The sequence below is a fragment of the Streptomyces sp. NPDC001568 genome (assembly GCF_042893755.1).
Classification (GTDB): domain Bacteria; phylum Actinomycetota; class Actinomycetes; order Streptomycetales; family Streptomycetaceae; genus Streptomyces.
In genome coordinates this window covers 39,738-65,946 of record NZ_JBIAVF010000031.1, presented here as the reverse complement: position 1 = coordinate 65,946, position 26,209 = coordinate 39,738, and the positions used below count along the sequence as shown (strand labels likewise).

At 69.8% G+C, this 26,209-nt stretch carries 29 protein-coding genes and 3 pseudogenes; 16 read left to right on the top strand and 16 right to left on the bottom strand.

Features of this window, described 5'->3' with window-relative positions:
- Positions 1–228 precede the first annotated feature (228 nt).
- Both ACFY0I_RS38045 and ACFY0I_RS38040 read left to right on the top strand, forming a co-directional pair.
- Positions 229–686: pseudogene (locus ACFY0I_RS38045) on the top strand (HNH endonuclease); the annotation flags it as partial.
- 290 nt (positions 687–976) lie between these two features.
- Complete coding sequence (locus ACFY0I_RS38040) at positions 977–1,252, top strand: hypothetical protein (RefSeq protein ID WP_388904262.1); 276 nt, start codon at positions 977–979, stop codon at positions 1,250–1,252.
- Between the two features lie 575 nt (positions 1,253–1,827).
- Here the strand turns inward: ACFY0I_RS38040 and ACFY0I_RS38035 are convergent.
- The gene (locus tag ACFY0I_RS38035) at positions 1,828–2,070 is read right to left on the bottom strand and encodes a DUF6411 family protein (protein WP_073797252.1); all 243 of its coding nucleotides are present in this window, start codon (positions 2,068–2,070) and stop codon (positions 1,828–1,830) included.
- A gap of 396 nt (positions 2,071–2,466) precedes the next feature.
- The gene (locus tag ACFY0I_RS38030) at positions 2,467–3,012 is read right to left on the bottom strand and encodes an AAA family ATPase (protein ID WP_388904261.1); all 546 of its coding nucleotides are present in this window, start codon (positions 3,010–3,012) and stop codon (positions 2,467–2,469) included.
- A 657-nt stretch (positions 3,013–3,669) separates the two neighbouring features.
- Between ACFY0I_RS38030 and ACFY0I_RS38025 the strand changes: the two are divergent.
- Positions 3,670–4,952: pseudogene (locus tag ACFY0I_RS38025) on the top strand (IS110 family transposase).
- A 103-nt stretch (positions 4,953–5,055) separates the two neighbouring features.
- Entirely contained in the window at positions 5,056–5,913 is an 858-nt protein-coding gene (locus ACFY0I_RS38020) for a hypothetical protein (RefSeq protein WP_388904260.1), read from the top strand.
- Between the two features lie 30 nt (positions 5,914–5,943).
- Here the strand turns inward: ACFY0I_RS38020 and ACFY0I_RS38015 are convergent, their stop codons facing one another.
- The 4 genes and pseudogenes from ACFY0I_RS38015 to ACFY0I_RS38000 all read right to left on the bottom strand — a co-directional run bounded on the left by ACFY0I_RS38015 (position 5,944) and on the right by ACFY0I_RS38000 (position 8,878).
- The gene (locus tag ACFY0I_RS38015) at positions 5,944–6,366 is read right to left on the bottom strand and encodes a hypothetical protein (RefSeq protein ID WP_388904258.1); all 423 of its coding nucleotides are present in this window, start codon (positions 6,364–6,366) and stop codon (positions 5,944–5,946) included.
- Between the two features lie 376 nt (positions 6,367–6,742).
- A pseudogene (locus ACFY0I_RS38010) lies at positions 6,743–7,194 on the bottom strand (helicase associated domain-containing protein); the annotation flags it as partial.
- A gap of 23 nt (positions 7,195–7,217) precedes the next feature.
- Positions 7,218–7,892 carry a response regulator gene (locus ACFY0I_RS38005; RefSeq protein ID WP_388904257.1) on the bottom strand — a complete coding sequence of 225 codons (675 nt, stop codon included), beginning with the start codon at positions 7,890–7,892 and terminating at the stop codon, positions 7,218–7,220.
- A complete protein-coding gene (locus tag ACFY0I_RS38000; RefSeq protein WP_388904256.1) occupies positions 7,889–8,878 on the bottom strand; it encodes a sensor histidine kinase in 990 nt (329 codons plus the stop codon). The genes ACFY0I_RS38005 and ACFY0I_RS38000 overlap by 4 nt, the downstream gene beginning before the upstream one ends.
- A gap of 416 nt (positions 8,879–9,294) precedes the next feature.
- Between ACFY0I_RS38000 and ACFY0I_RS37995 the strand changes: the two genes are divergently transcribed.
- Positions 9,295–9,546 carry a hypothetical protein gene (locus tag ACFY0I_RS37995; RefSeq protein WP_388904255.1) on the top strand — a complete coding sequence of 84 codons (252 nt, stop codon included), beginning with the start codon at positions 9,295–9,297 and terminating at the stop codon, positions 9,544–9,546.
- Positions 9,547–9,554: 8 nt separating this feature from the next.
- A complete protein-coding gene (locus ACFY0I_RS37990; protein ID WP_388904253.1) occupies positions 9,555–10,322 on the top strand; it encodes a polysaccharide deacetylase family protein in 768 nt (255 codons plus the stop codon).
- A gap of 469 nt (positions 10,323–10,791) precedes the next feature.
- Here ACFY0I_RS37990 and ACFY0I_RS37985 read toward each other — a convergent pair whose 3' ends face one another.
- Both ACFY0I_RS37985 and ACFY0I_RS37980 read right to left on the bottom strand, forming a co-directional pair.
- Positions 10,792–10,965: a CsbD family protein gene (locus ACFY0I_RS37985; RefSeq protein ID WP_388904252.1), complete on the bottom strand. Its 174-nt coding sequence runs from the start codon at positions 10,963–10,965 to the stop codon at positions 10,792–10,794.
- Positions 10,966–10,997: 32 nt separating this feature from the next.
- Positions 10,998–11,402: an STAS domain-containing protein gene (locus tag ACFY0I_RS37980; RefSeq protein WP_388904251.1), complete on the bottom strand. Its 405-nt coding sequence runs from the start codon at positions 11,400–11,402 to the stop codon at positions 10,998–11,000.
- A 1,116-nt stretch (positions 11,403–12,518) separates the two neighbouring features.
- Here ACFY0I_RS37980 and ACFY0I_RS37975 point away from each other — a divergent pair.
- The 4 genes from ACFY0I_RS37975 to ACFY0I_RS37960 all read left to right on the top strand — a co-directional run bounded on the left by ACFY0I_RS37975 (position 12,519) and on the right by ACFY0I_RS37960 (position 14,448).
- Positions 12,519–12,887 carry a MerR family transcriptional regulator gene (locus ACFY0I_RS37975; RefSeq protein WP_388904250.1) on the top strand — a complete coding sequence of 123 codons (369 nt, stop codon included), beginning with the start codon at positions 12,519–12,521 and terminating at the stop codon, positions 12,885–12,887.
- A 114-nt stretch (positions 12,888–13,001) separates the two neighbouring features.
- Positions 13,002–13,334 (top strand): STAS domain-containing protein, encoded by a 333-nt coding sequence (locus tag ACFY0I_RS37970; protein WP_388904249.1) that lies wholly within the window; start codon positions 13,002–13,004, stop codon positions 13,332–13,334.
- A gap of 466 nt (positions 13,335–13,800) precedes the next feature.
- A complete protein-coding gene (locus ACFY0I_RS37965) occupies positions 13,801–13,968 on the top strand; it encodes a hypothetical protein (RefSeq protein ID WP_388904247.1) in 168 nt (55 codons plus the stop codon).
- Positions 13,969–14,019: 51 nt separating this feature from the next.
- Entirely contained in the window at positions 14,020–14,448 is a 429-nt protein-coding gene (locus tag ACFY0I_RS37960; RefSeq protein ID WP_388904246.1) for an ATP-binding protein, read from the top strand.
- A gap of 639 nt (positions 14,449–15,087) precedes the next feature.
- On the opposite strand, the gene ACFY0I_RS37955 is transcribed toward ACFY0I_RS37960, so the two are convergent.
- Genes ACFY0I_RS37955 through ACFY0I_RS37945 form a run of 3 tightly spaced genes read right to left on the bottom strand, consistent with a single transcriptional unit; the run spans position 15,088 to position 17,800 of the window.
- Positions 15,088–16,833: an IclR family transcriptional regulator C-terminal domain-containing protein gene (locus ACFY0I_RS37955; RefSeq protein ID WP_388904245.1), complete on the bottom strand. Its 1,746-nt coding sequence runs from the start codon at positions 16,831–16,833 to the stop codon at positions 15,088–15,090.
- A complete protein-coding gene (locus tag ACFY0I_RS37950; protein WP_388904243.1) occupies positions 16,830–17,477 on the bottom strand; it encodes an RNA polymerase sigma factor in 648 nt (215 codons plus the stop codon). The genes ACFY0I_RS37955 and ACFY0I_RS37950 overlap by 4 nt, the downstream gene beginning before the upstream one ends.
- The gene (locus tag ACFY0I_RS37945) at positions 17,471–17,800 is read right to left on the bottom strand and encodes a hypothetical protein (RefSeq protein WP_388904242.1); all 330 of its coding nucleotides are present in this window, start codon (positions 17,798–17,800) and stop codon (positions 17,471–17,473) included. The genes ACFY0I_RS37950 and ACFY0I_RS37945 overlap by 7 nt, the downstream gene beginning before the upstream one ends.
- A gap of 1,155 nt (positions 17,801–18,955) precedes the next feature.
- On the opposite strand from ACFY0I_RS37945, the gene ACFY0I_RS37940 reads away from it, so the two are divergent.
- Entirely contained in the window at positions 18,956–19,168 is a 213-nt protein-coding gene (locus ACFY0I_RS37940) for a hypothetical protein (protein ID WP_388904240.1), read from the top strand.
- Between the two features lie 130 nt (positions 19,169–19,298).
- Here the strand turns inward: ACFY0I_RS37940 and ACFY0I_RS37935 are convergent, their stop codons facing one another.
- The 3 genes from ACFY0I_RS37935 to ACFY0I_RS37925 form a co-directional block, all read right to left on the bottom strand.
- Positions 19,299–19,715: a hypothetical protein gene (locus ACFY0I_RS37935; RefSeq protein WP_388904239.1), complete on the bottom strand. Its 417-nt coding sequence runs from the start codon at positions 19,713–19,715 to the stop codon at positions 19,299–19,301.
- Positions 19,716–20,071: 356 nt separating this feature from the next.
- Positions 20,072–20,464: a hypothetical protein gene (locus tag ACFY0I_RS37930; RefSeq protein WP_388904263.1), complete on the bottom strand. Its 393-nt coding sequence runs from the start codon at positions 20,462–20,464 to the stop codon at positions 20,072–20,074.
- Positions 20,465–21,033: 569 nt separating this feature from the next.
- Positions 21,034–21,276, bottom strand: a complete 243-nt coding sequence (locus ACFY0I_RS37925) for a hypothetical protein (protein WP_388904238.1) — start codon at positions 21,274–21,276, stop codon at positions 21,034–21,036.
- Here ACFY0I_RS37925 and ACFY0I_RS37920 point away from each other — a divergent pair.
- Entirely contained in the window at positions 21,275–21,439 is a 165-nt protein-coding gene (locus tag ACFY0I_RS37920; RefSeq protein ID WP_388904237.1) for a hypothetical protein, read from the top strand. The two genes, ACFY0I_RS37925 and ACFY0I_RS37920, sit on opposite strands and share 2 nt — an antisense overlap.
- Positions 21,440–21,475: 36 nt before the next feature.
- Here ACFY0I_RS37920 and ACFY0I_RS37915 read toward each other — a convergent pair whose 3' ends face one another.
- Positions 21,476–21,808, bottom strand: coding sequence for an STAS domain-containing protein (locus tag ACFY0I_RS37915; protein ID WP_388904236.1), 333 nt, complete (start codon positions 21,806–21,808; stop codon positions 21,476–21,478).
- A gap of 1,182 nt (positions 21,809–22,990) precedes the next feature.
- Between ACFY0I_RS37915 and ACFY0I_RS37910 the strand changes: the two genes are divergently transcribed.
- From ACFY0I_RS37910 to ACFY0I_RS37895, 4 genes are all read left to right on the top strand, one after another.
- Complete coding sequence (locus ACFY0I_RS37910; RefSeq protein WP_388904234.1) at positions 22,991–23,335, top strand: MerR family transcriptional regulator; 345 nt, start codon at positions 22,991–22,993, stop codon at positions 23,333–23,335.
- Positions 23,336–23,426: 91 nt separating this feature from the next.
- The gene (locus ACFY0I_RS37905; RefSeq protein ID WP_388904233.1) at positions 23,427–23,561 is read left to right on the top strand and encodes a hypothetical protein; all 135 of its coding nucleotides are present in this window, start codon (positions 23,427–23,429) and stop codon (positions 23,559–23,561) included.
- A 121-nt stretch (positions 23,562–23,682) separates the two neighbouring features.
- Complete coding sequence (locus ACFY0I_RS37900) at positions 23,683–24,363, top strand: HNH endonuclease family protein (RefSeq protein ID WP_388904232.1); 681 nt, start codon at positions 23,683–23,685, stop codon at positions 24,361–24,363.
- Between the two features lie 139 nt (positions 24,364–24,502).
- Entirely contained in the window at positions 24,503–24,742 is a 240-nt protein-coding gene (locus ACFY0I_RS37895; RefSeq protein ID WP_388904231.1) for a hypothetical protein, read from the top strand.
- A 1,105-nt stretch (positions 24,743–25,847) separates the two neighbouring features.
- Here the strand turns inward: ACFY0I_RS37895 and ACFY0I_RS37890 are convergent.
- On the bottom strand, positions 25,848–26,009 hold the full coding sequence (locus ACFY0I_RS37890; RefSeq protein WP_267726032.1) for a hydrophobic protein: 162 nt from the start codon (positions 26,007–26,009) through the stop codon (positions 25,848–25,850).
- Positions 26,010–26,209 lie beyond the last annotated feature (200 nt).

Genomic DNA, 26,209 nt, shown 5'->3' with positions numbered 1-26,209 from the left:
CACAGGATCCCGTTGAGGACCTGTCGCCGGTCCCGCACCGGACGACCCATCCGGGGCGGGGCCAGCAACGGCCCGATAACTTCCCAGGCCTGATCAGTCAGTTCATGACGTCGCACCACGAACGGAGTAACGACCGACCGACATTGCGGACACGGCCTAGGAGTGAGGCACAGTTGATAGGAGCACCTGTGACACATGTGGCTCGGTCCTTGCAGAGCAATGCAGATAACCCGGCAGGAGGTGTTGCTGGCCCAGGCGATCGAGTACCCGCAGATCGGGCCGGGCTGCACTTTGACGGGCGGGGTGTGGTGGTCGTACTACGACGATCGGGAGGTGACGTCGCCCGGCGCGCTGGACATCGACCAAATGGTGCCGTTGGCCGAGGCCTGGGATTCGGGCGCCGGTTCGTGGACCGCGGCCAGGCGCGAGGCGTACGCGAACGACCAGGGGCAGTCGGCCTCCTTGGTAGCGGTGACGGCTCGTTCGAACCGCAGCAAGTCCGACCAGGATCCGGCGGAGTGGTTGCCGCGGTCGGGTTCGTCGGAGGTGTTGTGCCGGTACGGCGCGGAGTGGCCGCGACGAAGCTGCGCTGGGGTCTGGCGGTGGATGAGCTGGAGCGGGACCGGCTGCTGGACATCGCGGCCGGCTGTGGCGGCACGGACGTGGAGTTCACTCCGGCCCCGTAGGTCCGGTCGAGGGCCACTCTCCTACCGGGTGGGAGGGCGGCCCTTCGTCATGTCCGGAGCCCGTGCCGTTCCGATGCGGAGTCGGCCGCTCTCCTCGGTGTCGTAGGTCACATGGGCGGGGGTTGCGGGGCTTGGGGGTCGATGGTGTAGCACGTGCGCGATCCAGGCTAAGAAGCTTCTGACCTGCGGTTTTTTGGGACTTGCGCGCCTTGCCCTCACCTGTCGCACAGTGCGGTTCACGCCTTCGTTCGGAGGCGTGAACCGTGCTTTGCCATAAGGAGTGAGCTGTCATGAGCACGTCAGATCAGGGTTGGGAGTCGACGGGTGCGGAGTCGGGACGGGAGCCGGAGCGGCGCCGCCCGGAGCCGGCGCCGGCGCGCCCCCGGCCCACCGCCCGCAGGCTCGCGGGCCGGGTGGCCCGCGCGGTCGTCGGCGACGTCGTCGAGGTCGTGGTGAGCGCGTGGGCGCCGGAGTGGGCCCAGGTGGCGCAAGTCCTGGCGGTGGCCGTGCCGGCGGTCCTGGCGCTGCGCCGGGGCCGGCGCAGGGTGGGTCGTCCGTGCGGCTAGCGCATCGACGGCCCCCGTCAGGTCCCGGGCCGCGCCTGATGGCGGCCCGGGACCGGTCGGGCCGCCGACCGTGCGAGGACGTTCCCGCGGTTCACCCTCCCGGGTGAATCGCGGGTCCCGCGTACGCGTAAGGGCCAGCCATTTGCCGAGCTTGGGCAGGCCGCCCCGGCGGGCCGGGCGTGACCGCCCGCCCGGCGGGACGGCCCGCGAAGTCGGGGCGTCGCCGTACGGGAAAGAAGAGGCAGAACCCGGCTGTACGCCAGTGCCAGGCCCTAGACAGGTCTCATGAGACGCAGCAGAGAAGAGACGGCGCCGGACCTGCCGGGTGACCTGTGGCAAGCCCTGGCCCGAACTTCAACACACCCGCCCCGGCCCCGGAGGGCCGCGGACTCCGGCCCGCGGGTAAGTGACGGGACCTTGCTGTCAGCAGCAGTCGCCGGGTCTACGGCGCCGACCACGACAACGCGGGCCCCGCCGTCGGACCACGAATTTGTGAGGAGAGTCGGGTCCACCCCAGACACACCGCGGCCCGGCCGCCGACGGGGGTCGGGGGCCGGGCTGATAGGGGCGCGAGGTCAGAAGGGCATGTGGCCCCGAAGGCGGCGGCCAGCGGATCCACTCTTGCCGACTGCCTTTGAACTGCTGCGGAACGGCTTGCTGAAGAGGCGGCCCAGCGGGCCGGGGGCCTTGCCTCCCGCGCGGGAGCCCAGGCCGAGGGTCTTCTGGGTGCCGCGCTCGGGGTGCTTGGAGAGGCGGGGCAGGAAGAAGGCCAGAACGGCGAGTACCACGCAGACGGCGATGATTCCAGCGATCATCATGGTTGGACCCCACTTCTTCGATGGTGCGGTGACGCTTCGTCGTGTGACCGCGCATACCCGGCGAACCTTCGTTCACGCCCCGGCTGCCACGTGCTGTACGGCGCAGGCGGCGTCCCCGGGCGTGCCTCATTCCTCATACTCCTGGCGCTGCTCCCCGTTTCTCGGCCTCGCTGCTTCGGAGCGCGAGCACGGGAGATGCGTGAGTCATGCGACGAGTACGGGGCGGGCGGGCCGGCTAAAGGTGTCGGCGGCGGCCTGGCGGTGGACCCTCGCCTCGAGCCTGTCCCCGAGGTCGGCGCGCGGCCGGGGGAGTGGTCGCGTGCGGTGGTCCAGGCCGTCGACGCGTAAGGGATCCGGGCGGCGCTGCGGGGCGGGTCTGCTTGAGTGGTGAGGATCCTACCGGGATACTCTTGTCAGCCATCTGGTAGCGCCCACAACCTCGCGCGCTATGTCGACGACGGTCCGTCCGTCAGTCGCCACTCGCACCGTGTCCAAGGGCGCCTGCTCATCCAGAGTCCGCGCCTTGCGGGCGCTGCCCTTCAACTCCTGCTCCAGCTCCGATCCCAGTTCCCGGCCAGTCAGCCGCTCCCGAGCGGTGGCATCGGACGCGGTGAGCACCACCCGCACGATCCTGACGTCCGCACCCATGGCACGCCGGAACATGCCCTCGTTCTCAGCTAGAACACTCACCGTCTGCGTGTAGATCAAACGGCGGTACCCGAGCTCGGTGTAGTTCGACCAGAGCGTCGTCAGATTGCGCTCAGCGATCTTCCTGCGGCGTGGGTCCCCCTCCGGAGCGGGATGGGCCTGTCCCATGAAGTCACCTTCGATCACACAGTGCGCAACCATCGCGGCACGCAGCCGCGCTGAGACCTCCCATCCCACCGTCGTCTTGCCGACGCCGGCGCGCCCTCCGATGAGCAATACCTCTGCTTGATCCATGACTGCACCCTGCCACCTGGCAGTCGAAGCACGCCAACCAAATGTGAGCGCGGATCAGGGAGACAGGCCCCGGGCGGGGGACCGGAGGTGGGACCCCCCGACTTCGGTGATCTTGCGTTCGTGCAGGTCAGATGTCGTGGGCAAGTCCCCTTCGGAAAACGACACCTAATGGGGATCGAAGCCGGCGGATCGCTACCCGTTACCCGGTCCCGCGAGACCTCGAAAAAGAGCGCGGCCTCCGGCTTCATTTCGGCGGCGATCGGCTGACATCCGGTGAGCCAACGTCCATGGGCCTTGAGTCCCAAGCGGCGCTGGCCCCGGGCATCGGCCAACCGCCGCCGGGGAACGCGACCGTGAGGGTGCCAGGCGCCGGGGTCACTCCCGAACGACACCTGAGGCCCTGACCTCCACAAAGAGATCGGAGGGCTCCGGCGTCCGGCACTCTCACGGCCGCGGCCGCGGCCGCGCGGATGATCGAATGTCCGTGGTCCGAGCCCGCCGCAGGGTGCACCTCTCACCTCACCGGGACGCCTTTGAGCTCCTGCACAGACCGAGGCCCCTGCGGTCAGCTGGGGTCACGAACGACTAATCGGATGACGGGCCCAGAGCCCTTCCATTAGGGAGTCGCGTGCCTCCGCACAGGTCTTTGACCAGCAGATGTACGCATCGGACGGAAGAGCAAGGGGGAGGACCGTGAAGGTGTTCTGCGGGATCGACTGGGCCAGCGACCACCACGACGTCGCGGTGGTCGACGGCGACGGCAAGCTCCTCGGGCGGGCCCGGATCGGAGATGACGCGGCGGGCTTGCAACAGCTGCTCGACCTCCTGGCCGAGCACGGCGATGGCCCCGGCGAGCGGATACCGGTGGCGATCGAGACCTCCCGCGGCCTGCTGGTCGCCGCTCTGCGCGCGACCGGTCGGCCCGTCTACGCCGTCAACCCGATGGCCGCCGCCCGCTACCGCGAGCGGCACAGCGTCTCGCGCAAGAAGTCCGACCACCTCGACGCGATGGTGCTGGCCAACATCCTGCGCACGGACGCCGACGCCCACCGCCAGCTGCCGGCCGACAGCGAGCTCGCCCAGGCCGTCGCCGTCCTGGCCCGCGCGCAGCAGGATGCCGTCTGGGACCGCACCCAGTCCGGCAACAAGCTCCGCTCCCACCTGCGTGAGTACTTCCCTGGCTACCTCGCCGCCGTCCAACCGGTCACCGGCGGCTTCAACTCACCGCTGGCCTGGCCCGCACCCTGCTGGCCGTCGCACCCACCCCTGGCCAGGCCGCCCGCCTCACCCGCACCCAGCTGAAGGCCGTGCTCAAAGGCGCCGGCCGCCAGCGCGGCATCGACGCCGAGGTCGAACGCCTGCACGCCGCCCTTCGCATCCCGCAGATGCGCCAGCTCCCGCAGGTCGAGACCGCGATGGGCCGCCAGGCCCTGGCTTTGTTGGGCAAGTTCGAGGCCGCCTGCAACGCCGCTGACGACCTGGCCGAAGCCTCGGTCGAGCTTTTCGAGCAGCACCCCGATGCCGCCGTCATCACCAGCTTCCCCGGTCTCGGCTCGCTCAGCGGCGCCCGGGTGCTCGCCGAGATCGGCGACGACCGCTCCCGTTTCGCCGGCGCCAGGGCCCTCAAGGCATACGCCGGATCAGCACCGGTCACTCGCGCCTCCGGCAAGAGCCACGCGGTCATGGTTCGCCGGGTCAAGAATCAGCGGCTCGCCGCGGTCGGCTACGTCTGGGCCTTCGCCTCCCTCACCGCCTCGCCCGGTGCCAGGGCTCACTACGACCGCCGACGCAAGGCCGGCGACCGCCACAGCTCTGCCCAGAGAAACCTCTACAACCGGCTCCTCGGCTGCCTCTACCACTGCCTCACCACCGGCAGGCCCTACAGCGAGAAAGCCGCCTTCCCCTCCCCGCCGAACCTCGAACTGGCCATCGCGGCTTGACCCGCTAACCCCATCGGATGTCTCTTTGTCCGCGATAGCCGGACGAAGAGGTCTGTCCCGTGTCCGGGGGCCGGCGGCGGCGCGGAGGGGTACATGTACCGGTATGGCGCGTGAACGGATCCGGTGGCCCCTCGTCGTGGAACCGGCGCGGCAGATCGTCGACGGGTATGCGCCGCTGAAGGTCACGTTGCGACAGGTGATGTACCGGCTCGCGGCCGAGGGCGTGCTGCCGCACACGCCGCCGATGTACCGCCGCCTGTCCTCGCAACTGGCCCAGGCCCGCCGCGAGGGCCGCTTCCCCGACCTGATCGACACCGTCCGCGAAGTCCACGTCCCGCCGGCCTGGCCCGACGCGGATGCCTTCGTTCGGGAGATGCCCGACTGGTTCCGCCTGGACCGCACGGCGGGCCAGGAGCACGCCTTGTACGTCGCTGCGGAGAAGGACACCCTGCGGCAGCAGCCGACCGGCTGGCTCGAGTTCGCGGGCATCCCCGTGCTCGTGGTCCGTGGCTTCAGCTCCCAGTCCTACGCCGACGTCGTCCGCGACCGGGTCGCCCGCGAGCAACGCGAAGCCCACCTTGCCGTGGTCGGCGATTTCGACTGCTCCGGTGAGGACATCGAGCGGGACTGGGTGGAGCGGACGGCCTGCTGGAGCTCGGTGACCCGGGTGCTGCTCACCTACGAGCAGATGCGCGCGTACGGACTCCCGGCGACCGAGGGCAAGCGCGGCGACCCGAGATGGCCGGCCTTCGCACGACGCTACGGCTTCGACATCGAGAACCCGGTCCAATGGGAAGTGGAGGCGCTGGAGCCGGACGAACTCCAGCGCCTGGTCCTCGCCGCCGTCGACCCGTACATCGACCGCGACGTCCTCGCGCAGCAGATCGCCCGCGAGGAACAGCAACGCCGCGCCCTGGAGGGATTCGCCGGGCGGTGGGGTACGCGGAATGAGGAGCCGTAGGCCGGGCCTGTGCGGCTCCGGCTCGGAGGGTCAGCGGCGTCCGACGGTGCCGAGAATGAGGACGTAGGGGATCACGCAGAAGGCGCCGAGGTTGGTGGCGACGATCAGGGTGAGGAACAGCCAGTAGGAGAAGCCGTGGCCGTTGGAGGAGGCGAGGAGCCACCCGTACGTGAGGGCGGTGAGGATGCCGGTGAGGGCGATGCCTGCCGCCCAGCCCGTCTTGCTCAGCCCGAAGCCGAGGCCGATGTAAGCCCAGAACAGGGCGGGGCCGGCGACGGCCGCGATGGCCAGGAAGACCGGGAAGTCGATGTCCCGGCCGCTCATGTAGTCCGTGAGCTCAGGTACCGAGATGAAGGCCATAAAGCCCATGTAGGCGACGGCGATGATGACGAAGACGGTGGTGAGTACGCGGGCGGCGCGGGTGGTGGGAGGGGTGTTCGCGGCGTCGGGCATGAGGCGGTGGACTCCTTCTCCTACGGCAGGCAGGGCAGTCGGCCCCGCTCCGGTATAGCCGCTCCGGACCACAGGGGAGCGGGCTTCCCGGCAAGGCACCCCCGGCCGTGACGAACGCGCCACCCGAAGCAGTGACGTTCGCGCCACCGCTGCAACGCACTCGCCCCGGCCGTGCAACACCGACGCTGCAACACGACTGCGCGTTGCACCCCTGAACTGCATAAACGTGACCCAACAGCCGTCAAGGGGCCGTGTTGCAGACCGTGTTGCATCACCATCCCGGTGCCGGAGGACAAGCCGAAGGCCCCGGGGGTCACGACGCCCCGGGGCCTCCACTTCGCTGACCTCCCCGCTCAACGACGAGCCGGGCAGCCTGTCACGCCCAGTCCACGCCCAGCTTCGCGAGGGCCGCGAGCTGGTCGGCGGTGAGCTTGTCGCGGCGGCTCTTGGTGTTGGAGACCCACACACCCAGCGTCACGACCACCGGCTCCGCCTCGCCCTCGACTGCGATCTCCCTTCCGTGGGCCCTGGGGACAGGCCTGTGGGCGCCTTCCCGCTCCACCCACTGCGTGAGGGCCTCCAGGCCCCGCTGGAACGCTTGCTGGGCCTTGCTGCGCCTTGCTGGGCCCCCTTCGCCGCACGGCTGGCCGCCGGGGCCGGAGGCGGCGCCCGGGCGGGTTCCACGCCCAGCGCGGTCAGCCGTGCTTGCTGCTCGGGCAGCAGGCGTGCCCAAGTGGTCGGCTGCTTCTGCTGTTGGAGCCACCGTCCGATGTCGTCGCCGTCCAGGAGCATGCCCGGGGCGATGTCGGGCAGCTGCCCGTCGGCGTCGAAGGGCGAATCTTGCGGATGGTTCAGGTTCGGCCTGAGCGGTAGACGAGCAAGGCGATCTGGACTCGGTTGTTCAGGTCGAGTTTTGCCAGGATGTGCGAGATGTGGGATTTGACGGTGGGGATGCTCATGTAGAGGTCGGACGCGATCTCGGCGTTGGTCATGCCCTGGCTGACGGCGAGGGCGACTTCGAGTTCCCGGTCGCCGAGCAGGCCCAGCTGTTCCTGCGCGTCGGCGGAGGGGACCGGCGTAGACGCGGGGGCGTCCGGTCTGCCGTCCGTCGCCGTGACGGTGCCGATCAGTTGACTGAGGGCTTCGGGGGACATGACGGGTTCTCCGGCGGCTGCCTGCCGTACTGCGTCGATGATCCGGTCGGGTCGGGTGTGCTTGAGGAGGAATCCCGCGGCGCCGGCCTGCAGGGCGCGCAGTACGTAGCCGTCGGTGGAGAAGGTCGTCAGCATTACGATCTCGGGGGCACCGGGGCGTGCGCGCACGAGGCGGGTGGCTTCCAGGCCGTCGACGCCCGGCATGCGGATGTCCATCAGGACGAGGTCGGGTCCGTGGCGGTCCACCAGCGACTCGACCTCACTGCCGTCGGCCGCCTCTGCGACGATCTCGATGTCGGGAGCGGAGGCGAGCATCATGCGCAGGCCGGCGCGGACCAGGGCGTCGTCGTCGACGAGCAGGACACGGATCATGCCGGCCACGGCAGCTGTGCCTGGACACGGTGGGTCCGCCCGTCCCGGCCGTAGGTGAGGTCGCCGCCCGCGAGCGCCGCTCGCTCGCGCAGGCCCGTCAGTCCGGATCCGCTGCCCGGCAGCCGGGGCCCGTCCCCGGCGGGGACCGTGTTCGAGATCTTTAGGCTCAGGCCCGCGCCCGGGGCGCCGCGCAGGGTCATCCGTACGTCATGTCCGGGTGCGTGCTTGTGCGCGTTGGTGAGGGCTTCCTGCACGATCCGGTAGGCCGTCCGTCCGGTGGTCGCAGGGACCTTCGACCAGTCAGGGACGTCGTCGGTCAGATCGATGCGCATGCCGGCCGTCCTGGACTCCTCCAGAAGCGGGGCCAAGTCTCCCAGGGTCGGCTGCGGAGGTTCGGGGCGGGCTCCCTCGGCCTGCAGAGGGGTGCGCAGGACGCCAAGAACCTGTTGGAGGTCCTCCATGGCCTGGTGCGCGCTGGACCGGATGACCCCGACGGCCTGGGCCACCTGCTCGGGCGGGGCGCCGGGATTCACCTCCAGGGCTCCGGCGTGCACGCTCAGCAGGGACAGCCGGTGAGCGAGCACGTCGTGCATCTCCCGGGCCATCGATTCACGCTCGCGCTGGCGGATCTGCTCGGCGCGCAGCACGGCCTGCGCCCTGGCCTGCTTGCCGCGGTCGTGAAGGCCACGCAGGAACAGTCCCCAGCCCACGGCGCCGCCGACGAGTACGCCGCCGGTCAGCGCGGTGGCCAGCGGGGCCGAGGCCAGGGACGGCTGCAGGGCCAGGTACAGGGGCAGCGGGAGCAGGGCCGCGGCCGTGACGGCGCAGGTGGTCTGGGTAGAGCGCATCGAGGCGACGGTGAACAGAGCGGCCAGGGCCGCGGGGATCAGCGGCGTCACCGTGGCCAGGACCGTGAGGGCGACCGCGACGGCCACCGGCCAGCGCCTGCGTCCCAACAGCAGCGCACTGCCGGCCAGCGGAACCATGCCGTAATGCATGAGAGCCGCGAGGTATAGGGGCAGGTGGTCCGCCCCCGGGAGTGAGAAGGGAAGGGAGGACAGCCTCGGGTACATCGACAACCCACGCGCCTCGGCGAAGCCGACACTCACGCACAGCGCCGCGCTTCCGGCCGCGATAAGCAGTTCGGTGCTCCGCCGCCTGGCAGCGGGCTCTGTCCTTCCCCATTCCATAACGGTCAAGAGTACGGCGTGACAGACCGCATCGGCCGCGAGCGCGTACTCCAAACTCTTGCAGGCGTGCATCCATATACCAAGGTATATGCCTTCGGCCGGGCTCATCCTTTCGTCACTCACACATCGCCGACTTTCTGCCGAAGAACCCGAACTGCCGTGGTTCCTAGTGTGTTTCCCATCGGCCTGACCACTCCCGCAAGGAAACACACGTGACGAACCGCAGCACTCCCGCCGTCCGCCCCACGCTCGCCGCCCTGGCACTCATCTTCGGCATCCTGGCCGTAGCCGCAGGCCTGCCGCTGGCCGCCCGGTTCACCGGCCTCCTGTCGGACCTCCTCTTCTCCGACCTCTTCTACGGCCCGGTCCTGAGCCAGCTGATCCTCCTCGCGGCAGGCCTCACCGCCTTCGGCTTCGCCGTCCACTACGCCCTGCGCCCTCTCGTAGAGGCCGGTAACCGGTGATCAGCAGCATGAAGCGCACCACCCGAACGCCGAAGACCTCCGGATTGCTCCTCACCGCCGTTATCGCCGCGGCCCTCACCGCTTGCAGCACGCTCACCGGGGTCACCTCACCCGCCGCCGCCCGCAACCACTCAGCCGCCCCGGACGGCACGGCCGTCACCCCGGTCGACTGCCGCACCGCGAAATGCGTGGCCCTCACCTTTGACGGCGGCCCCAGCGAACCGACGCCCGCACTCCTGGACATTCTGAAACAGGCAACCGTTCCCGCGACTTTTTTCCTTCAGGGGAAAGGGCACACCGAGACCTATCCCGACACCGTGCGCCGCATGGCTGACGAGGGTCACGAGATAGCGAATCACACGTGGTCGCACAGGAATCTCACCGAACTCACCCCGGACGAGATACGCGCGGAAATAGAACCGGTCCAGGAAGACATAAAGAAGGTCACCGGCCGCACCCCCAACCTCATGCGGCCACCTGGCGGCGCCACCAACGATGACGTGTCCCAGGTCATGAAAGACCTGGGCCTGGCCCAGATCCTCTGGAGCGTCACCGCGAAGGACTACCAGACCACCGACACCGCTCTGGTCAAGAAGCGCGTACTCGATCAGACGAAACGCGACGGGATCATCCTCCTCCACGAGCGGTACGCCGGAACCATCCCCGCCGTCGCGGACGTCATCCCCATACTCCGTGCACAGGGATACACCTTCGTGACGGTCTCCGAGCTCCTCGCGCCGGCCCGACCCGAAGCGGGGGAGGTCTACCGGCCATGACGCCCCCGGCGGACGCCACACCATCTACCGCAGGGGAGCGATCTCATACCCCGGTGATCTGCCGGGGTTCCCATTGGATGTTCTCGTTCGAGCCCCCCGGACTACCCGTCCAGCAGGGCGGTACCGCTGTCTTCATGTGCGGCGAAGTCGACCGCGACAGAAACGCCACGGCCCGACTGTGGTGCGCACCTCAAATCCTCCGGGGTCTCGGCCTCGGGCCGCTCTATTTCCTCGCTGTTCACGCCATCCCCTTACCCTGTCTTGACCCTTGACTGCGACCCGCACGCCATGGGCCGAGACAGGCCAAACGCTGGCACGCTTCTGCTGCCGTCGCGGCCACGCCCTCCTTCTCGGCCGGGTCGAACTGCACCGGCCCGAGCCGGCTGCCGTCCGGCTCGCATCGAGAGCGGCCGGACACGCATCGGGGCCGGGACCGCTCCTGCGGTCCCGGCCCCGATGCGTGCGAGGGTCAGCGCTTGAAGACGTCCTTGGTCTTCTCCTTGGCCTGGCGGGCGTCGCCGGTGGCCTGCTCCGTGCGGCCTTCGGCGGTCAGTCGTTCGTTGCCCGTCAGGTGGCCTGCGGTCTCCTTGAGCTTGCCCTTGGCCTGCTCGATCTTCGCCTCGGTCTTCTGCTCACCAGACACAGCTGATCACTCCCTTTTTGGGCGGAAACGCCTTACGAAGCTTCGTATGGCCGCTGGAAGTCCTCGTAAACAGGCGCGCTGTACCGGGGCTCGGCCAGGCGGGGCGGTTGCCTGCCCGTGCGGTGGAGGAGGTGGTGGAGTTGTGGGTTCGGTCCGTGGAGGCGGAGGGTGCGGCCGTGGGCGTGGGCGGTGAGTTGGGCGCGGAGCAGGACGTTGAGGCCGGCGGAGTCGCAGAACCCGAGTCCGCTGACGTCGACGGTGATCTCCCGCGGGCTGGCGGGATCGGTGACCGCGCGTTGCAGGGTGGCGTCGAGGGCGGCGGTGCGGTCGGTGTCGATGTCGAGTTCCCCGGCGACGCTGATCACCACCCCGGTGGGCGGGGCTGCGGGCAGGTCCGGCGGTGAGGGGTGCTGTGCGGGCTGGTCGTGATCGGTCATCGTTCCCCCGTGGTAGCCGTCTTCCCACCGACCGTAACCGCTTCACCCCACAGGCCGAAGCCGTTCTCACCTGCTCTCGGCCCCTCCCGAACCGGACGTCGGCCGCTCTGTGCCCGCCCCTGCCCCGCCATGCTCCGCCGCCGCCGATTACCTCTCCGCCGACCATTCGAAAACCTGTGACGGCCGGAGTAGACATTGGGCGGTCGCGTGGTTATGGTTTCTCTCGTAGCCCAGTGAAGAAGGGCCTGGCAGAAACGAACTGCCGGGCAGCAGTACAGGTTGTTGCAGTTCAGCAGTGCGGTGCGGTGGTGGAGTGTCGAAGCCAGAGCAGTTGCAGGTCGGCGACGGGACTGATCACCGGACCGGGTGGCCCGCAGTCATCAGGGGCCACCACACGCAGTACCGCAGTTGACGCAGTGGTGCAGTACCCGCAGTTCGCAGTATCCGGAAGTGCCTCGGTAAGGATGTCGATGGTGGGCAGCCGTACCGGGAGGTTCGGCAGTGGGGTTCTAAGCCAGAGCAGATGCAGGTTGGGCGACGGGGCTGGCTGCCGGAAACGTGGCGCTCGTTCAGGCCACGAGCAGTTATGAGTGGAGCAGTACCAGCAGTGAAGTCAGTGGGCGGTACCTCGGTGAAGGCGTCGGGCTGCGGGCGCGCGCACCGGGAAGTTCGGCAGTGGGGTTCCAAGCCAGAGCAGACGCAGGACAGGCGACGGGGCTGGCTGCCGAAGACGTGGCGCTCGGTCAGGCCACAAGCAGTACCCAGCAGTTCGCAACACCAGCAGTACCCAGCAGTTCTGAGTGGAGCAGTACCGGCAGTTCGCAGTACCAGCAGTTCCAGTGGTAGGTAGTTGATCACCAGAGGGATGAACGGAGGGATTGGGCGCCATCAGGATCGCCCGGACGGAAGTCTGAGTCCGGGTACCGCAGGACATCGTGAGTGAGGTGGTCTCCGGTCGAGCAACCGCGATCCCAGCAGGACCTGTCCATCCCCCGGACGGGCTTGCGGAACAAGTAGGCCGGCGCACTTCCAGGGCCGGCAGATGGTGTAGCAGTTCCTTCGGGGCCCTGGTGCCACAGGCACCAGGGCCCCTCCGTGTTCCAGAACGAAGGTGTGATGACCACAGGCGACACGCTCGGCCGTCTCGATGACGATGACTTCCCCGCCTACACGATGGGCCGGGCCGCCGACATGCTCGGCACCACCCAGGGCTTCCTCCGCGCGATCGGCGAGGCCCGCCTGATCACCCCGCTCCGCTCGCCGGGCGGCCACCGGCGGTACTCCCGCTACCAGCTGTGGATCGCCGCCCGTGCCCGCGAGCTCGTCGACCGGGGCACCCTCGTCGAAGCGGCCTGCCGGATCGTGATCCTCGAAGACCAGCTGGAGGAGGCACAGCGCATCAACGCCGAACACCAGCAGGCAGCCCCCACCACCGCCACGGCTGGCGCCGCCGCGGCGCCTGTCCGGCCCCGGTCCGCGGCCTGACCGGAACCGGAACTCGCTTCACGCACCTTCACGAGCCCATGTGGAGACCCCCGCATCGGCTTTTCCATGCCCCCTGTCCAGCCGAGACCCCTGAGCCACGATCGAGGAAACCCTGTGGAACAAGACGTCCTCGTACTTCCGGACGAGGGCAACGGCGTCCGCGTGATCGCGTGCTCCGGAGACTTCGACCAGGCCACCCTGGAACCGCTGCGGCGGGCCTGCGCACGGGCTGTCGCCGACCCGGCGGTCCGGCGGATCGTCCTCGACGTCAGCCGCGTCACCTTCGTCGACTCCTCCATGCTCGACGCCATGCTGCACGTGCAGCGCAGCGGCCGCCTGGTCCTGGCCGGCCCGCTGCCCCGCCTCCTGGCCCAGGTCCTGGAGATCACCCTGGCCGGCCAGCTGTTCACGGTCGCCGGCAGTGTGGAAGAGGCCCGCATCCTGTAGCGGCGGGGGACCTGGCGGTGTGCAGGGGTCAGGCCCGGCGTCCCTTCGGCCGGGGACGGCACCGCCGGGCCGTCCCCGTTCATGCGCGGTGAGGGCGGCGGCGAGCTGCGGCCGGGTCGTGAGGAGCTGATGCCATTCGGCGTCGGTGAGCTGGCGGCGGATCAGGGCTGCCTCGTACATCGCGAACCGGTCCGGCGCGGCGGCGGGATCGGGCGGAAGGGTATGCGCGGGGGGTGTCATGCCGGTAGAACGCGGGCGGGGAGGCGCGGGGGCTTCGGCCATGCGGGTGGCGGCCGGGAACACCGTCCGGAACCCGCGGGGAGCCGGCTCGTTGGGGGGTGGGAAATGCACGCCGCCCCGGGATATTTCTCCCCGAGCTCCCGGGGCGGCCTCCAGCTCACGGCCGGCTGCGGGGGAGAGAACACGACGCCCGGCCGCGCCCATGTGCCGGGGCGGCCGTCGATCGTTGGAGGCGAGCAGGTTCCCTGCCGCCCAGCGGGCCCGCACCGCGGCCGGAACCGTCCTGGTCCTCGCCGGCCCGCTTCGGACGGCGGTCCGCCGCCTGTTCGAGGTCACCAACACCGGGCCCGCCTTCCGCTGGGCGGACACCGTCCAGCAGGCGATGACCTTGTGAACACCCCACCCAGCCGATTCGTACCCCATTTCCCCGGGCAGGCGATAAGGCATGAATCCGACCGCAGCCGTCGACGGCACCCCCGGCCACCACCACAGCCGCCCCGTCGCGCGGGCGGCCGGCACCGCGACGGCCGCCCGCCGGCGGGTCACCGAGCTGCTCCGGGCCGCGGGCGCCGCCCTTGACAGCATCGCCGCCGGGGACGCCCTCCTGGTCGCATCGGAGCTCGTCACCAACGCGATCCGCCACGGCGGCGGCATCACCGCCTTCCACGCCGCCTTAGACGGGGACACCCTGCGCCTGGCCGTCAGCGATGCCAGCCCCGAACACCCCGCGGCCCGCTCCACCGGCCACGGGCAGCCCGGCGGATACGGCTGGCCCCTCATCCGGCGCCTCGCCGATCACATCGACATCACCCTGCTCCCCGGCGGCGGGAAGACGATCACCGCTGTCCAGCGCCTCACGGCGAACCCGGCGTAAAGCGACATGCCGCACCCATGGGGTGCGGCGGCGCCGGGGCCCGGGACGGGCGGAACTCACCCGGCCCACAGCCCGTTCCAGGTCACCTCGGGCATCTCGGCAGCGCCCCCCATCGGTCCCCTGCGCGGTCGGGTCCACTGTCACGGCGTCCTGAGGCCACGTCACCGTGTCCCACGACTCGACGCCGCCCTGGCGGCCCTCGCGCAGTCCGCGAGCACCAGCAACCACTCCGGCAGCCCCCCGACCAGGCCCGGGCCGGGTCCCCGCGCCGCTGGCCAGGGCAGACAGGAGCGCTCGACGGACAGAGCGCGCATACGCAATATGTGCGGTCTATGTACGCTTTCAGGGAGTTGGATGGCTGGTGCGTCTCGGAGAGGAGCTCGGCCGATCCCGGTGCGGCGATGGGCATGAGCGACAACCAGGGTCAAAACGAACGCCTGCTCGCGGGCCTCGGGGTTGAGGTGGACGACCACCTGGTGGTGTTGGTTTCGTCCCCTTCGAAGGATGCGGACTGCCGTCATCGCGGCGCGCACCCATGGGTGTCGTCCGCTCCGTACCGGTAGGTCGGTGTCCCTCTGTCGGGTGCGCGGGCCCGCCCCGGCCGGTGGCGGTCCCGCGCGATGTTCTCGGTGGACGGTGTCAAGGCAGGGCGAGTGCGGCGACGCTGGTCCCTTTGGGGGTCCTCCAAGGCGTGTTGGTGGGGTGCGCTCTGCTGTGCGGGGTGCTCCGGTAGGGGGTGTCGTGGGTGAGCAGGAGGGTGAGGAGTAGGCCTGCGCAGCGTTCGCTGAGCGCGGTGGCGGCGGATAGTAGGCGGTGGTGTTCCGTGGCGGGCAGCGAGAGCGCGACGGCGGTGGCACGGCCGGGGATGCCGAGAGGGAACGCGGCGCAGACCTCGCGGTGGGAGTACTCCAGGAGATCGAATTGAGCCGCGTGGGGTCCGTGTCCGTCGAGGGTCTCGAACAGGGTTCTGGGACTGGTGATGGTGCGTTGGGTGAGTTGCACGGGTCGGTAGCGGGCGAGGTGGTTCATCCGGCCGTCGAAGTCGAGTTGGGCCAAGAGGCTCTTTCCGACGGCCGAGGCGTGCGCGCAGTCCCGGAAGTCGACCCACTGCTCGACGGGCGGGGCGGTGGCGCTGGAGGCGGATCTGAAGACGTCGATGTCACCGTCGATGTATCCAGAGGCGTAGACGGCGGCCCCGATCTCGTCGCGAAGCGAGTCGAGGGTCTGCTGGAGGAGCCGGCCGCGGCCTGCGGGGTCGTGGGCCATTTTCATCAGGGGGCCCGGGTGGTGGGCGCCGGCGACCGTGTCGATGTATTGCTGGCTCCGAAGCCAGTGCAGTAGCCATGCAACAGCGGTGGCCGACAGGCCTGTACGACGGGACAACGTTCGGCTGGTGATCCCTTCCGCTCCGTCCACCAGGTACAGGATGTCCAAGGCGCGGGCGGCGGCTTCCCACTGGCGGGGTGTGTCGCAGTGGACTGGGGTGCCGCGAGCCAGATCGTTGAGCTTCGCGGGCCGCAACGCGTGCACCGACCAGCACGCCGGGCCTTCGCGGCCGGGCACGGTCACGAAGGGGCTCAGGTCCGGTTCGTCGACGGTGGGCGGCAGAACCAGCCGACTGGTGCCCTTGCCGGGCACCGGCCGGAGCCCGGGCCGGCCCCCCGGACCGTACTCGCCCCGCCCATGAACATCCCCGCCGTCCCCGGCGGGACGCACGGCATCCGTGGCTTTCAGGTACTGCCCCACGCGTGGTGAGGGCACCAGAACCAGGCGCCCGGCTCCGGTCGGGCTCTCCCGAAAGACCTTCTCGCCCTCAGCGGCCGGATCCTGGGCGCCGGAGGCCGCGAACCCGGCTCCCTGCAACGGAGCGGCGGCGGGCGGCCGGGCCCCGGAGAGAGCCCGCCCGATCTCCTGCGCGTAAAGCGGATCCTCACCACCCCGTGAAACATCCATTCGCGAGGACAGTCCCCTGGAGGATTCGGCGAGCAGATGACGAGCGTCGCCGTGCCCGTGCCGGGCCGCTTCCGCGACCAGGAACCGCACATCCTCCCGCCCCCTGCCCGCGCGCGCGACCAACGCCGCCATCCGGAACAAGGCACCCGGATGACCCGCCTCGGCCGCAGCCCCCAAACAATCCGCGGCCCGCAGCAGATCTTCACGCCGCAACGCCTTGCTACCGAGGCGGTACATGGTGTTGGCGTGCTCGCGCTCCTCCTCACTCAGCGCATACTGGCGGCTCAGGGGACCGAAATCACCGTCGGGCCGGTCCCAGAAATCAGCCGGCCCGGCAAGGTGGGCCAGCAGTTCGGCGAGCGCGGCCGGGACCACCGGCTCCGGGCGCCCGGCCCCGCCGTGGTGGTCGTCGTACCTGCTCACATCCGTCACCGGTCCTTCCTTCCGTGCTCTTTCTTCATCTTGAGCCCGACACGAATATGCCCCGCGAGAGTGCGCCGCAATGCCGCGACCGCGGCACTGCGGTCCTTGTACAGCCGATCAAGGGGTATCCCGAGCCGAACAGCGATATCCGGGTCACTCAGCCCCTTGGACTGCAGATCCACCACCTGACGCCTGCGACTCTCGGGCATCGACCGAATCGCGGGGATCACCAGATCACGAAGAACCCGCCGATCCTCCTGCGTCCGGGCTGCCGGCTCCACCACCAACTGCTGGTGCCTCGGGGCCCGCACCGCGTCCAACAGAGCCTCATCGAGCACGATCACGCGCCGGCCCTCCCGCTGCTGACGGCGAATCTGATCGATCGCGCAGTTGCGCGCCGCCCGACGCAGATACGCCATCACATCCGTCCGCGGACCCAACTTCCCCGCAGCCGCACGCCGGCCAACCTGCAGATACGCCTCATGCACCGCCTCCTGACACGAAGGCCATGACAACTTCGGGAACGCCCGCTGCACCGCGTACGGCTCCGACCCGAAGAACTCCCGATGGGCGGCAAGCACCCGCTGCGCCACATCGCCGCTCAGGGTTGCCGCCTCCCCGCCGAGCCCGTCACCGACCGCCGGCTCTACCACCGACCCAGCTCCCCTTCCGGATCCCGCCCGCCAGGAGCTCGGCCGGCGACGCGGACCAGCACTGTCACCGACCCCTCGGCGACCACCTCGACGGACCGCACCCGCACCTGGTCCGCGACCTCGATGCGCACCCGCGTCTCCGTCCCACACGCCGCGGCAATCGCGTTCTCGCCCTGCTCGTCGGCCACGGCATCCACCGCGGCGCGGGAAGCGGCGGCCTTGCCGACCCGCCTGTGCCCCCACAGGCGCACCACCGTGCCCAGCGCCTGCAGCGCGCTCACGGCGGCCGGGAGATCCCCGGTCCACTCCAAGAACGCCGTCATGTGCTTGGTACTCCAGATCTCTCGGGGACGAGGACACGCAGCCGCGCCCTCGCCCACCAGACGAACCCGCACTCCCGGATCTCCCCTCCCCCTCCCTCGATTCACCCATTCGAGTGCCAATCCGTCCGCTTGAGCGAATTCTGCTGTGCCCGCAGCCGGGCGCCGAAGGCCGCCCGGCGGGTGGACCGTCCTTCACCCATGGTGGGCGAGGCCAGGCCCCCCCGCCGTACCCACGCCCCGCTTCCGCGCACGCCTGCCGTACCCGTCCGGCACCCACGGCGGGCACAACGATGAAGGAGCCCTGAGGCCCGTTCCACCCTTCCGCCGCGTGATGAGCGCCGCCGCGTCGGCTGTCTGTCGGTCCTGCTCATGACTCCGGCGGCACGGGCCGCCGGTCCCGTCCCGGATGACGGAGGCGAGACGTTGATCCTTCCGAACGAGGAGTACGCCCGGCGCTTCGGGGACCGGTGCGCGCGGGTGGCCGGCGTGCCCGTGCCGGGAGACCGGCTCGCACACGGCAAGGCCGGTCCTCGGCCGGGTGGGGCCTGGCGGAAGTGTGACTTCCGCGGTGGCGGGTATCCCGGGAGTCCTGCGGAGCGGGGGTTGTGATCGTTAGGGTCATGCCCAGTCCGCGCCGGCATGGGTGCGTGGGTCAGGACCGGTACCCAGAGCGCTCTGGAGTAGGACCGGACCGCCCTCGGCCCCTGGCGTCCTCATCCGTGTGGGATGCCGGGGGCCGCGTCCCGTCCCCGGACCTGGTGGCGCCGGACAGTGAGCCCCTGAGATCGCGCTCGAAGTCGGTCTTGCCGCGTCACAGTGCGTGGTGTCCGTCGTTGGGCACGGGTGAGGGACAACAACTCCCGCGCCGGCAACGTCCGGCGCCTACGACCGGCCGGGCCCGCAGTGGCTTGCCGGTTGTGCTCCGACTCCGACAGGACGCCCGTCGAATCGGCACCCCACCCCGGGCCGGAGGAGTCGACGCTGTGCGCGCCCTGCCGGTTACGTCGACCCGGTCGAAGGCAGCCCGGACTCGGCCCGGCCGATCTCGCCTGGAGACGGCTGGAGCGCGACATCGCCCGCCTGAACACCGCGTATGAGCGGGGCCGCTGGATTCCTTCGGAGGATGAGCTGGAGTTCACCGCGGGCCTGGCGCGGATGCCGTGGACGGAGCCCGCGATCCGTGCCGCCCTGCGCGAGGTCGGCAACAGCGTGCGGATCGGCCGCCTGGCCCGGCTCCTGAACGGCGACGCGATCACCGTGCTGCGCCATGTGAGCGCGGATGATCCCGCACTGCACGCACTGCGCCGCCTGGTCGACGTTCTGGCCGCCGAGGCGGAACGGTCGCCGTGGCCGCCCGGCGCCGCCTGACTCGCGGCGCGGCAACGGGGCGTGATCCGCAGGACCCAGGTCCCTCGCCGGAACGCGCTGACCATCGTCGAAGACTCTGCCTCTGGTCCGGGGTCCGGGGCTGTCGGATGGTCGGGAGCTGATGTCGTGGTCAGTCTTGTTCGGTTGCCGGCGGGGTTGGGGTCTTGCTGCTCAGGTAGGGCATGGCCTTGCTCGCGGTTTCCGACTTCAGCCGCAGGGTGCCATCGTCGGCGAGGACCAGTAGGGCGCGGGCATCGGGCGTGCCCAGGGCGAACCGGCCGGTGTCGTCCTGGGAGATGTGGGCGAACCAGACTTCGGTCACATCGAGTCGGGCTTCAACGAGCCAGGTCTTGAGTTCCTGCCAGTCGACCATGGGGAAGTGGGCCTCGAAGTCGGTGATGCAACCGCCCATTGCCTTGCGCGGGCCTTCCCAGGTCGGCTCGAAGTAGGGGACGACGAGGAGCTCCTCCCCGCTCTCCCTGGCGTCGCGGGCAGCTTCCTCGTAGCCGGAGTCGTGTTCGCTGAGAAACCATTCACGTTGGGACACCGAGGGGGCCTCTCAATCGTGGTCATGCCGGGCAGGCCCTCTTGATCCTCCCGCTGCCGTGACAGCAGGTCAACGCGGGAGGGATGAGCCGCGGCGGCCGACGCGCGCAGCGGCTGACGCATCCAGCGGCCGACGATTACATCGAGGAGCGCGGCCGCGAGGCGGGTTCCGGGCGCGGCGAGGTCTGAGAACCGGCTGGCGCTCCGTCCCGCGCACGGTGAGGAGGTCCCGGCGGCGGTGTCCGGTCGCCGCCGAGGACCGCGGGCCGGGATGAAACGGTCCGCGGCGCGGTGATCAACGCCCCGGCCCCCCGGGATGGTTACGACGGCGGGAGCCGGGCGAGGCCGAGGAGGAACTCAGCCGGTGGCCAGTGCCGCCTCGTCGGCGAGGTCGCGGGCCTGGTGGGCGCGTTCTTCGATGAGCCGGCGGAACCCGGGGAGCGTATACCGTTCGCCGGTGGCCGCACCGCGCCCGCGGATACCGGCGATGTCGGCCATGCACTGCTGCGGTTGGGGTTGCCAGCCCACGACCAGGACCCGAAGCCCCCAGCCCTCCGCCCGGCGGTGCAGGTCCAGCAGGTGCAGCAGCCCTTCACGGTCCATCAGGACCACACCGTGCAGATCCACCATGAGGACCCGCTCGTAGCCGGTGACCTGCTCCAGTACCTGCCCCAGTACCGGGCCGCCGTCCGCGTCGAGTTGCCCGCCGACGATGGCCCAGAGGGTGTAGTCGTGGTGCTGGACGTCCACAGTGATCAATGCGTTGCCTCCTGTCACCCGGACGGCCGGTGCCTTCCGGGGCCATCATCTTGGCGTGACGGCCCAGGTGTCGGGTTCGTGACCCGCTGGTACCCGGCGCTTCGTGTTGACGGCTGCGGGCACGGGAGTGTTCGGTCCGGCCGTCGCGGTAAGTGCGCACCGTGGGTCGGGAGCAGGTGGGTGTGCCTTGCGTCGGTGCGGGGCGCCGGGGTGGCGCGGGCAGTGGTGCATGGGGACCGCTCTCGGCCCCCGTGGCGCTGCCGGCCGGCAGCCGTCACACGCGCCGTCGCCGCCGGCCCTCGGGGGAGATGGGTTCCGGCGTGCGCGCGGGGCGCACCGGTTCACGCCCGATTTCATGTCCGCCCCCGTTCGTGTTCGAGCGCCGGACAGTGCCTCCGATCGGGCGTAGTGTCGTCCCCGACCACGGGGTACGGGGGCAGGCGATGAACACACACGCCGAGGACGCGGACCTACTCGACGACTACCTGCGCGCGGCTCTGGCACGTCTGGGCCCGGCCGGCTTCAAAGCGGTGATCCGCGCCGCGGACGCCACCTGCCTGCTACTGGCCGACGGGCAAGCCGCCGTCCTGGCGGGCCCCGATGGCCAGGCCTTCGACACCCTTCTGCAACGCGAGTACATGGCCCTGCTCGCCGTCCTGATCACCGGCCGCATCGACCACCCGATCGTGCCCCTGCCCAACCCCGACGGAACACCCGGCTGGGCCGTCATCGAACACCACCTCACCCAGGACCCCCGGACCCTGCCGGCTGACCTCACCCGCCGTGAGCAGATGCCCGACCATGGGAACCGCCGTGTCCTCACTCGCCCCGACCGCCCCGCTGCTCCTGGCAGGAGGGATCGGCTACGTCGCCCACAGCCATCCGACCCTGGCCGTGCCGATTACGGCGGCCGGGATGGCCGTGGCCCTGGTCGTCGCCTGCCTCGGCCTCATCGGTGCTCGCTGAACGGGGCGGTGTCGCGATCGGGCGTCCCGAGGTGTGTCAGGCCGCCGGCTCCGGGGTGGGGGACGGGTCATCAGGGCGGAAGACGGCGATGGCTCCGGTGCGTTCCAGGAGCTTCAGGAGCTGCAGCCTTGGCCCGTGCAGGCGGATGGTGCGTCCGTGGCCGAGGGCGGTGATCTGGGCGCGGAGCAGGACGTTGAGTCCGGTGGAGTCGCAGAACCGGAGCTCGCTGACGTCGACGGTGATCTCCGTAGGACTGTCAGGGTCGGTGATCGCGCGTTGCAGGGCCATGGCGAGGGCAGCGGTGTGGTCGACGTCCATGTCGAGTTCCCCGCAGACGCGGATCACCACTGCCCGCAGGTTCGAGGGCACGGCTGGGGTTGTGGGGTGCTGTGTGGGCTGGTCGTGAGCGGTCATCGTTCCCCCCGGGGTAGCCGTTTTCCCACCGACGGTAACCGCTTCCAGGTACTCCCGAACCCGCCCTCACCTGTTCTTATCCCTGGTGAATCGGCCGCCTGCCGTCTTCTTGGCCGCCGCCTGCCGGCGACTATGGACGCCCTGCGCCACCGCCATCGATTACCTCTCCGCCGACCATCCGAAAACCTGTGATGGCCGGAGTAGACATTGGGTGGTCGTGTGGCTATGGTTTCTCTCGTAGCCCAGAGAGACCGCAGGGCCTGGCAGAGACGAACTGCCGGGCAGGCCGTATCAGCAGTACAGGCAGTACCCGTATGACGGTGCGGTGGTGGAGTGTCGAAGCCAAGGTTTTGTAGGACGGCGACGGGGCTGATCATCGGACCGGGTGGCCCGCAGTCATCAGGGGCCGCCACACGCAGTACCAGCAGTGATTGGTTGCAGTACCCGCAGTTCGCAGTACCCGGCAGTACCTCGGTAAGGGTGTCGATGGTGGGCATCCGCACCGGGAGGTTCGGCAGTGGGGTTCCAAGCCAGGGCAGACGCAGGATGGGCGACGGGGCTGGCTGCCGAAGGCGTGGCGCTCGGTCAGGCCACGAGCAGTACAAGCAGTTCGCAGTACAGCAGTGCGAGTACCCAGCAGTGAAGTTGAGTGGAGTTGTACCTCTGTGAAGGCGTCGACTGCGGGCGCACGCATCGGGAGGTTCGGCAGTGGGGTTCCAAGCCAGAGCAGATGCAGGATGGGCGACGGGGCTGGCAGCCGAAGGCGTGGCGCTCGGGTAGGCCACGAGCAGTACAAGTAGTACAGCAGTATCGGTTATGAGTGGAGCAATACACGCAGTTCGCTGTATCAGCAGTTCCCAGTGGTAGGTAGTTGATCATCCGAGGGATGAACGGAGGAGTTGAGGCGCCATCAGGATCGCCCGGACGCCACGCGAGTCCGGGTACCGCAGGACATCGTTTGTGAGGTGGTCTCCGGTCGAGCAACCGCGATCCCCGCACCCCCGACAGAGCTCAGGTCGGGCACGCGGGTAAGTAGGCCGGCGCAGTTCCAGGGCCGGTAGATGGTGTAGTAGTTCCTTCGGGGCCCGGGTGCCATCAGGCGCCCGGGCCCCTCCGCATGGTTCACAGAGAGGTGAAATGACCGCAGGCGACACGCTTGACCGTCTCGATGACGATGATTTCCCCGCCTACACGATGGGCCGGGCCGCCGACATCCTCGGCACCACCCAGAACTTCCTGCGCGCGATCGGTCACGCCCGCCTGATCACCCCGCTCCGCTCTCCCGGCGGCCACCGCCGCTACTCCCGCTACCAGTTGCGCATCGCCGCTCGCGCTCGCGAGCTCGTCGACCAGGGCACCCCGATCGAGGCAGCCTGCCGGATCGTGATCCTTGAGGACCAGCTCCAGGAAGCTCAGCGCATCAACGCCGAGCACCAGCAGCAGGCCGCCACCGCGGCAGCGCGACCCCAGGCCGCAGCCTGACCCGAGCCGCCCTGACGCACCTTCATGAGCCGATGTGGAGAACCCCACATCGGCTCTTCCATATACCCCGGCCCAGCCGAGACGAACGTGGGTGACAGTCGAGAGCATCGGCGGCGACCGGGGTGGGCACCTTCCACCAGTCGTGCACGTCAAGTGGATGCACCTGGACGTGACGCCCGAGGCCGTCCCCTCGTTCGGTTCGGGCCCGGCGACGGCCGCCGGTTGACATGGCGGGAGCGGGGGTGCGGGGCGCAGTGGCGTTTCGTCGGTGAACCCGGTGCCCCGGCAGGGTGAACCGGGCCCTTGGGGCCTGTTGCTGACGTGGTGTGGGCCGGTACAACCACCGCATGATGATCATGATGCGATCCGTCGTCGCGGCCGCCGCTCTCACCCTGCTTCCGCCCGCCGCCGTGGCGCGGGCGGCGGAGCGTCCTGCGGTCGTGCCGCAAGTCCTGCCGATGGGGGTGGCCGTCTCGGCGCTTGCGCTCGAGGTCGAGGACCGGACCGGCTACCAGCGCACCAGCTTCAAGCATTGGAACTCCGGCGTTCTGCCCGCGGATGGCTGCAACACCCGGCAGGAGGTCTTGCTGGCCGAAGCGATCGAGTACCCGCAGATCGGGCCGGGCTGCACTTTGACGGGCGGGGTGTGGTGGTCGTACTACGACGATCGGGAGGTGACGCCGGCTGGGGCGCTGGACATCGACCACATGGTGCCCCTCGCCGAGGCGTGGGACAGCGGGGCCTCGGCGTGGACTGCCGCCCGCCGGGAGACGTACGCGAACGATCAGGGGCAGGCGTCTTCCTTGGTGGCGGTGACGGCTCGATCGAACAGGAGTAAGAGCGACCAGGACCCGGCGGAATGGTTGCCGCCGTCGGGTTCGTCGGAGGTGTTGTGTCGGTACGGTGCCGAGTGGACCGCGACGAAGCTCCGCTGGGGCCTGGCGGTGGACGAGCAGGAGCGGGACCGACTGCTGGACATCGCCGCCGGCTGCGGCGGCACGGACGTGGAGTTCACTCCCGCCCCGTAGGCGCACAACGCGCCTGGGGCGATTCCGGGCGGACCGACTTTCGCCCGGGAGCGGGCGATGCCGGGCCTCCGGTCCGTCTCCTCTCTCTTGCCGCAACCGCCCGGTGTCCCCGGTGAGTGCACCGATGAAGGAGTTCCTGATGCCTGTTGCACCCTTCCGCCGCCTGGTTGGCGCGGTCGCGGCGGCCTGTCTGTCGGCCCTGTTGGCGACTCCGGCGGCACAGGCCGCCGGTCCCGACCCGGACGGCGACGGTGAACTGGTGATCCTGTCGAACGAGGAGTACGCCCAGCGCTTCGGGGACCGGTGCGCGCGGTCGGCCGGCGTGTCCGTGCCGGCCGACCGGCTCGCACCGGGCGATGGCCGGCCTGCGGCCGGGTAGGGCATGGCGGAAGTGCGATCCGCGATTGCGGGCATCTCGGGAGTCCTGCGGTGCGGGGGTTGTGATCGTTGGGGTCATGCCAGTCCGCGCCGGCATGGGTGCGTGGGTCAGGACCGGTACCCAGAGCGCATTGGAGTGACCGGACCGCACTTGGCCCCGGGCCCATCCGTGCGGAAAGAACACCCAAACAGTCCGCGACCAGCTTCAACCGCCTGCTGTACACCGGCGGCCTGTAACCCCCGCCCGCACGACGTGCGAGTGGTCCCTCCCCGGCCACCGGCATCCCCGCCACAACAGGAAACGGCACCGGGGCCGTGATGGGCATCGGCGGACCATCTCGGCCTGTTGACGACCGGTCGGCTTTCGAACGCCTTACGCGTCCATGGGGGTGGACTCCTCATCCGTCCGCCACGGCCGGCGAGGCGGCGGGGTCCGGGGCGTGGGACGGTGCGTATGGGAACCGTGTCGACGACGGGCCCTTCCCGGACAGGAACCGGCCGGCGCGCCCCGTAGTCACGGCGGCCGGGTCCTGTCGTGAGCGGGATCGACGGTCCCGTGTTCCGGGCGGGCGGTGCGGGCTCGGGCTCCGACGACAGGCGGAGGGTGGGGAGATGGTGCCGCGGCCGCCGGTGGAACCGTTGCCGGCGCAGGCTGCCCGTACGCGCCCGCGCCGCTGTGGCCTATGAGCAGAAGTTATGGACAGGGTTTCGTGGTGTCCGGTGCCAGGTGTCCGGCCGGACATGCTGAGTAAACCCTCGCTATGGAGACAGTGCCCAGTGGCGCTTCGACACACGCTGAACGCCACCCCCGCCATCAATGTCCGATAGACCTCGAACACTCACCCAGCGGCCGGACTGTGGCGGGAGAGAGCCTGACGCCCGCCCGCGCCGCGAGCCGGGGCGGCCGACGGTCGTTGGAGGTGAGCAGGTTCCCTGCTGCGTCACGGCGACCGTCCCGGCTGCTCTTCGGATACCCCCGACGCGGGACTTGACCCAGATCTGGACGGGCCCGGGAGGATGCGGACATGCTGGTGGCCTGGACCCCCGATCGGGACGGGGGGCCAGGCCACCAGCATGCAGCGTCGGGCTGCGGTCTTGCCGTACGGCTACCAGCGGTACCAGCGGCCGCTGCTGCCCTTGGGGCGGGCGACGAAGCCGACCAGCCACAGGACCAGGACGGCGATGGCGACCCACCACAGAATCTTCACCGCGAAACCCGCGCCGAAGAGGATCAGTGCCAGCAGAAGAACGAGAAGCAGGGGAACCATAGTTATCAACCTCCGAGGCACCGCGTGCCCGACCCCGACCCCGCCATGCATTCGATTTTATGTGTTTCTTATCCGTGCAGGCGGGCACAAGGACGCACCCGTTCACGCATGGTCGGGCTCGGAAGACCGAGCCGACGGTACCGGGCCGCGGCCGGAACCGCCATGGTCCTCGCCGGCCCACTGCACACTGCGGTCCGCCG

Coding starts and splice junctions, on each gene's coding strand:
- ACFY0I_RS38040 (WP_388904262.1), top strand. CDS start 977: ATGAGCACGTCAGATCAGGGTTGGGAGTCGACGGGTGCGGAGTCGGGA.
- ACFY0I_RS38035 (WP_073797252.1), bottom strand. CDS start 2,070: ATGATGATCGCTGGAATCATCGCCGTCTGCGTGGTACTCGCCGTTCTG.
- ACFY0I_RS38030 (WP_388904261.1), bottom strand. CDS start 3,012: ATGGATCAAGCAGAGGTATTGCTCATCGGAGGGCGCGCCGGCGTCGGC.
- ACFY0I_RS38020 (WP_388904260.1), top strand. CDS start 5,056: ATGGCGCGTGAACGGATCCGGTGGCCCCTCGTCGTGGAACCGGCGCGG.
- ACFY0I_RS38015 (WP_388904258.1), bottom strand. CDS start 6,366: ATGCCCGACGCCGCGAACACCCCTCCCACCACCCGCGCCGCCCGCGTA.
- ACFY0I_RS38005 (WP_388904257.1), bottom strand. CDS start 7,892: ATGATCCGTGTCCTGCTCGTCGACGACGACGCCCTGGTCCGCGCCGGC.
- ACFY0I_RS38000 (WP_388904256.1), bottom strand. CDS start 8,878: ATGGTTCCGCTGGCCGGCAGTGCGCTGCTGTTGGGACGCAGGCGCTGG.
- ACFY0I_RS37990 (WP_388904253.1), top strand. CDS start 9,555: ATGAAGCGCACCACCCGAACGCCGAAGACCTCCGGATTGCTCCTCACC.
- ACFY0I_RS37980 (WP_388904251.1), bottom strand. CDS start 11,402: ATGACCGATCACGACCAGCCCGCACAGCACCCCTCACCGCCGGACCTG.
- ACFY0I_RS37975 (WP_388904250.1), top strand. CDS start 12,519: ATGACCACAGGCGACACGCTCGGCCGTCTCGATGACGATGACTTCCCC.
- ACFY0I_RS37960 (WP_388904246.1), top strand. CDS start 14,020: ATGAATCCGACCGCAGCCGTCGACGGCACCCCCGGCCACCACCACAGC.
- ACFY0I_RS37945 (WP_388904242.1), bottom strand. CDS start 17,800: ATGACGGCGTTCTTGGAGTGGACCGGGGATCTCCCGGCCGCCGTGAGC.
- ACFY0I_RS37940 (WP_388904240.1), top strand. CDS start 18,956: ATGCCGTGGACGGAGCCCGCGATCCGTGCCGCCCTGCGCGAGGTCGGC.
- ACFY0I_RS37920 (WP_388904237.1), top strand. CDS start 21,275: ATGGGAACCGCCGTGTCCTCACTCGCCCCGACCGCCCCGCTGCTCCTG.
- ACFY0I_RS37925 (WP_388904238.1), bottom strand. CDS start 21,276: ATGGTCGGGCATCTGCTCACGGCGGGTGAGGTCAGCCGGCAGGGTCCG.
- ACFY0I_RS37910 (WP_388904234.1), top strand. CDS start 22,991: ATGACCGCAGGCGACACGCTTGACCGTCTCGATGACGATGATTTCCCC.
- ACFY0I_RS37900 (WP_388904232.1), top strand. CDS start 23,683: ATGATGATCATGATGCGATCCGTCGTCGCGGCCGCCGCTCTCACCCTG.
- ACFY0I_RS37895 (WP_388904231.1), top strand. CDS start 24,503: ATGCCTGTTGCACCCTTCCGCCGCCTGGTTGGCGCGGTCGCGGCGGCC.
- ACFY0I_RS37890 (WP_267726032.1), bottom strand. CDS start 26,009: ATGGTTCCCCTGCTTCTCGTTCTTCTGCTGGCACTGATCCTCTTCGGC.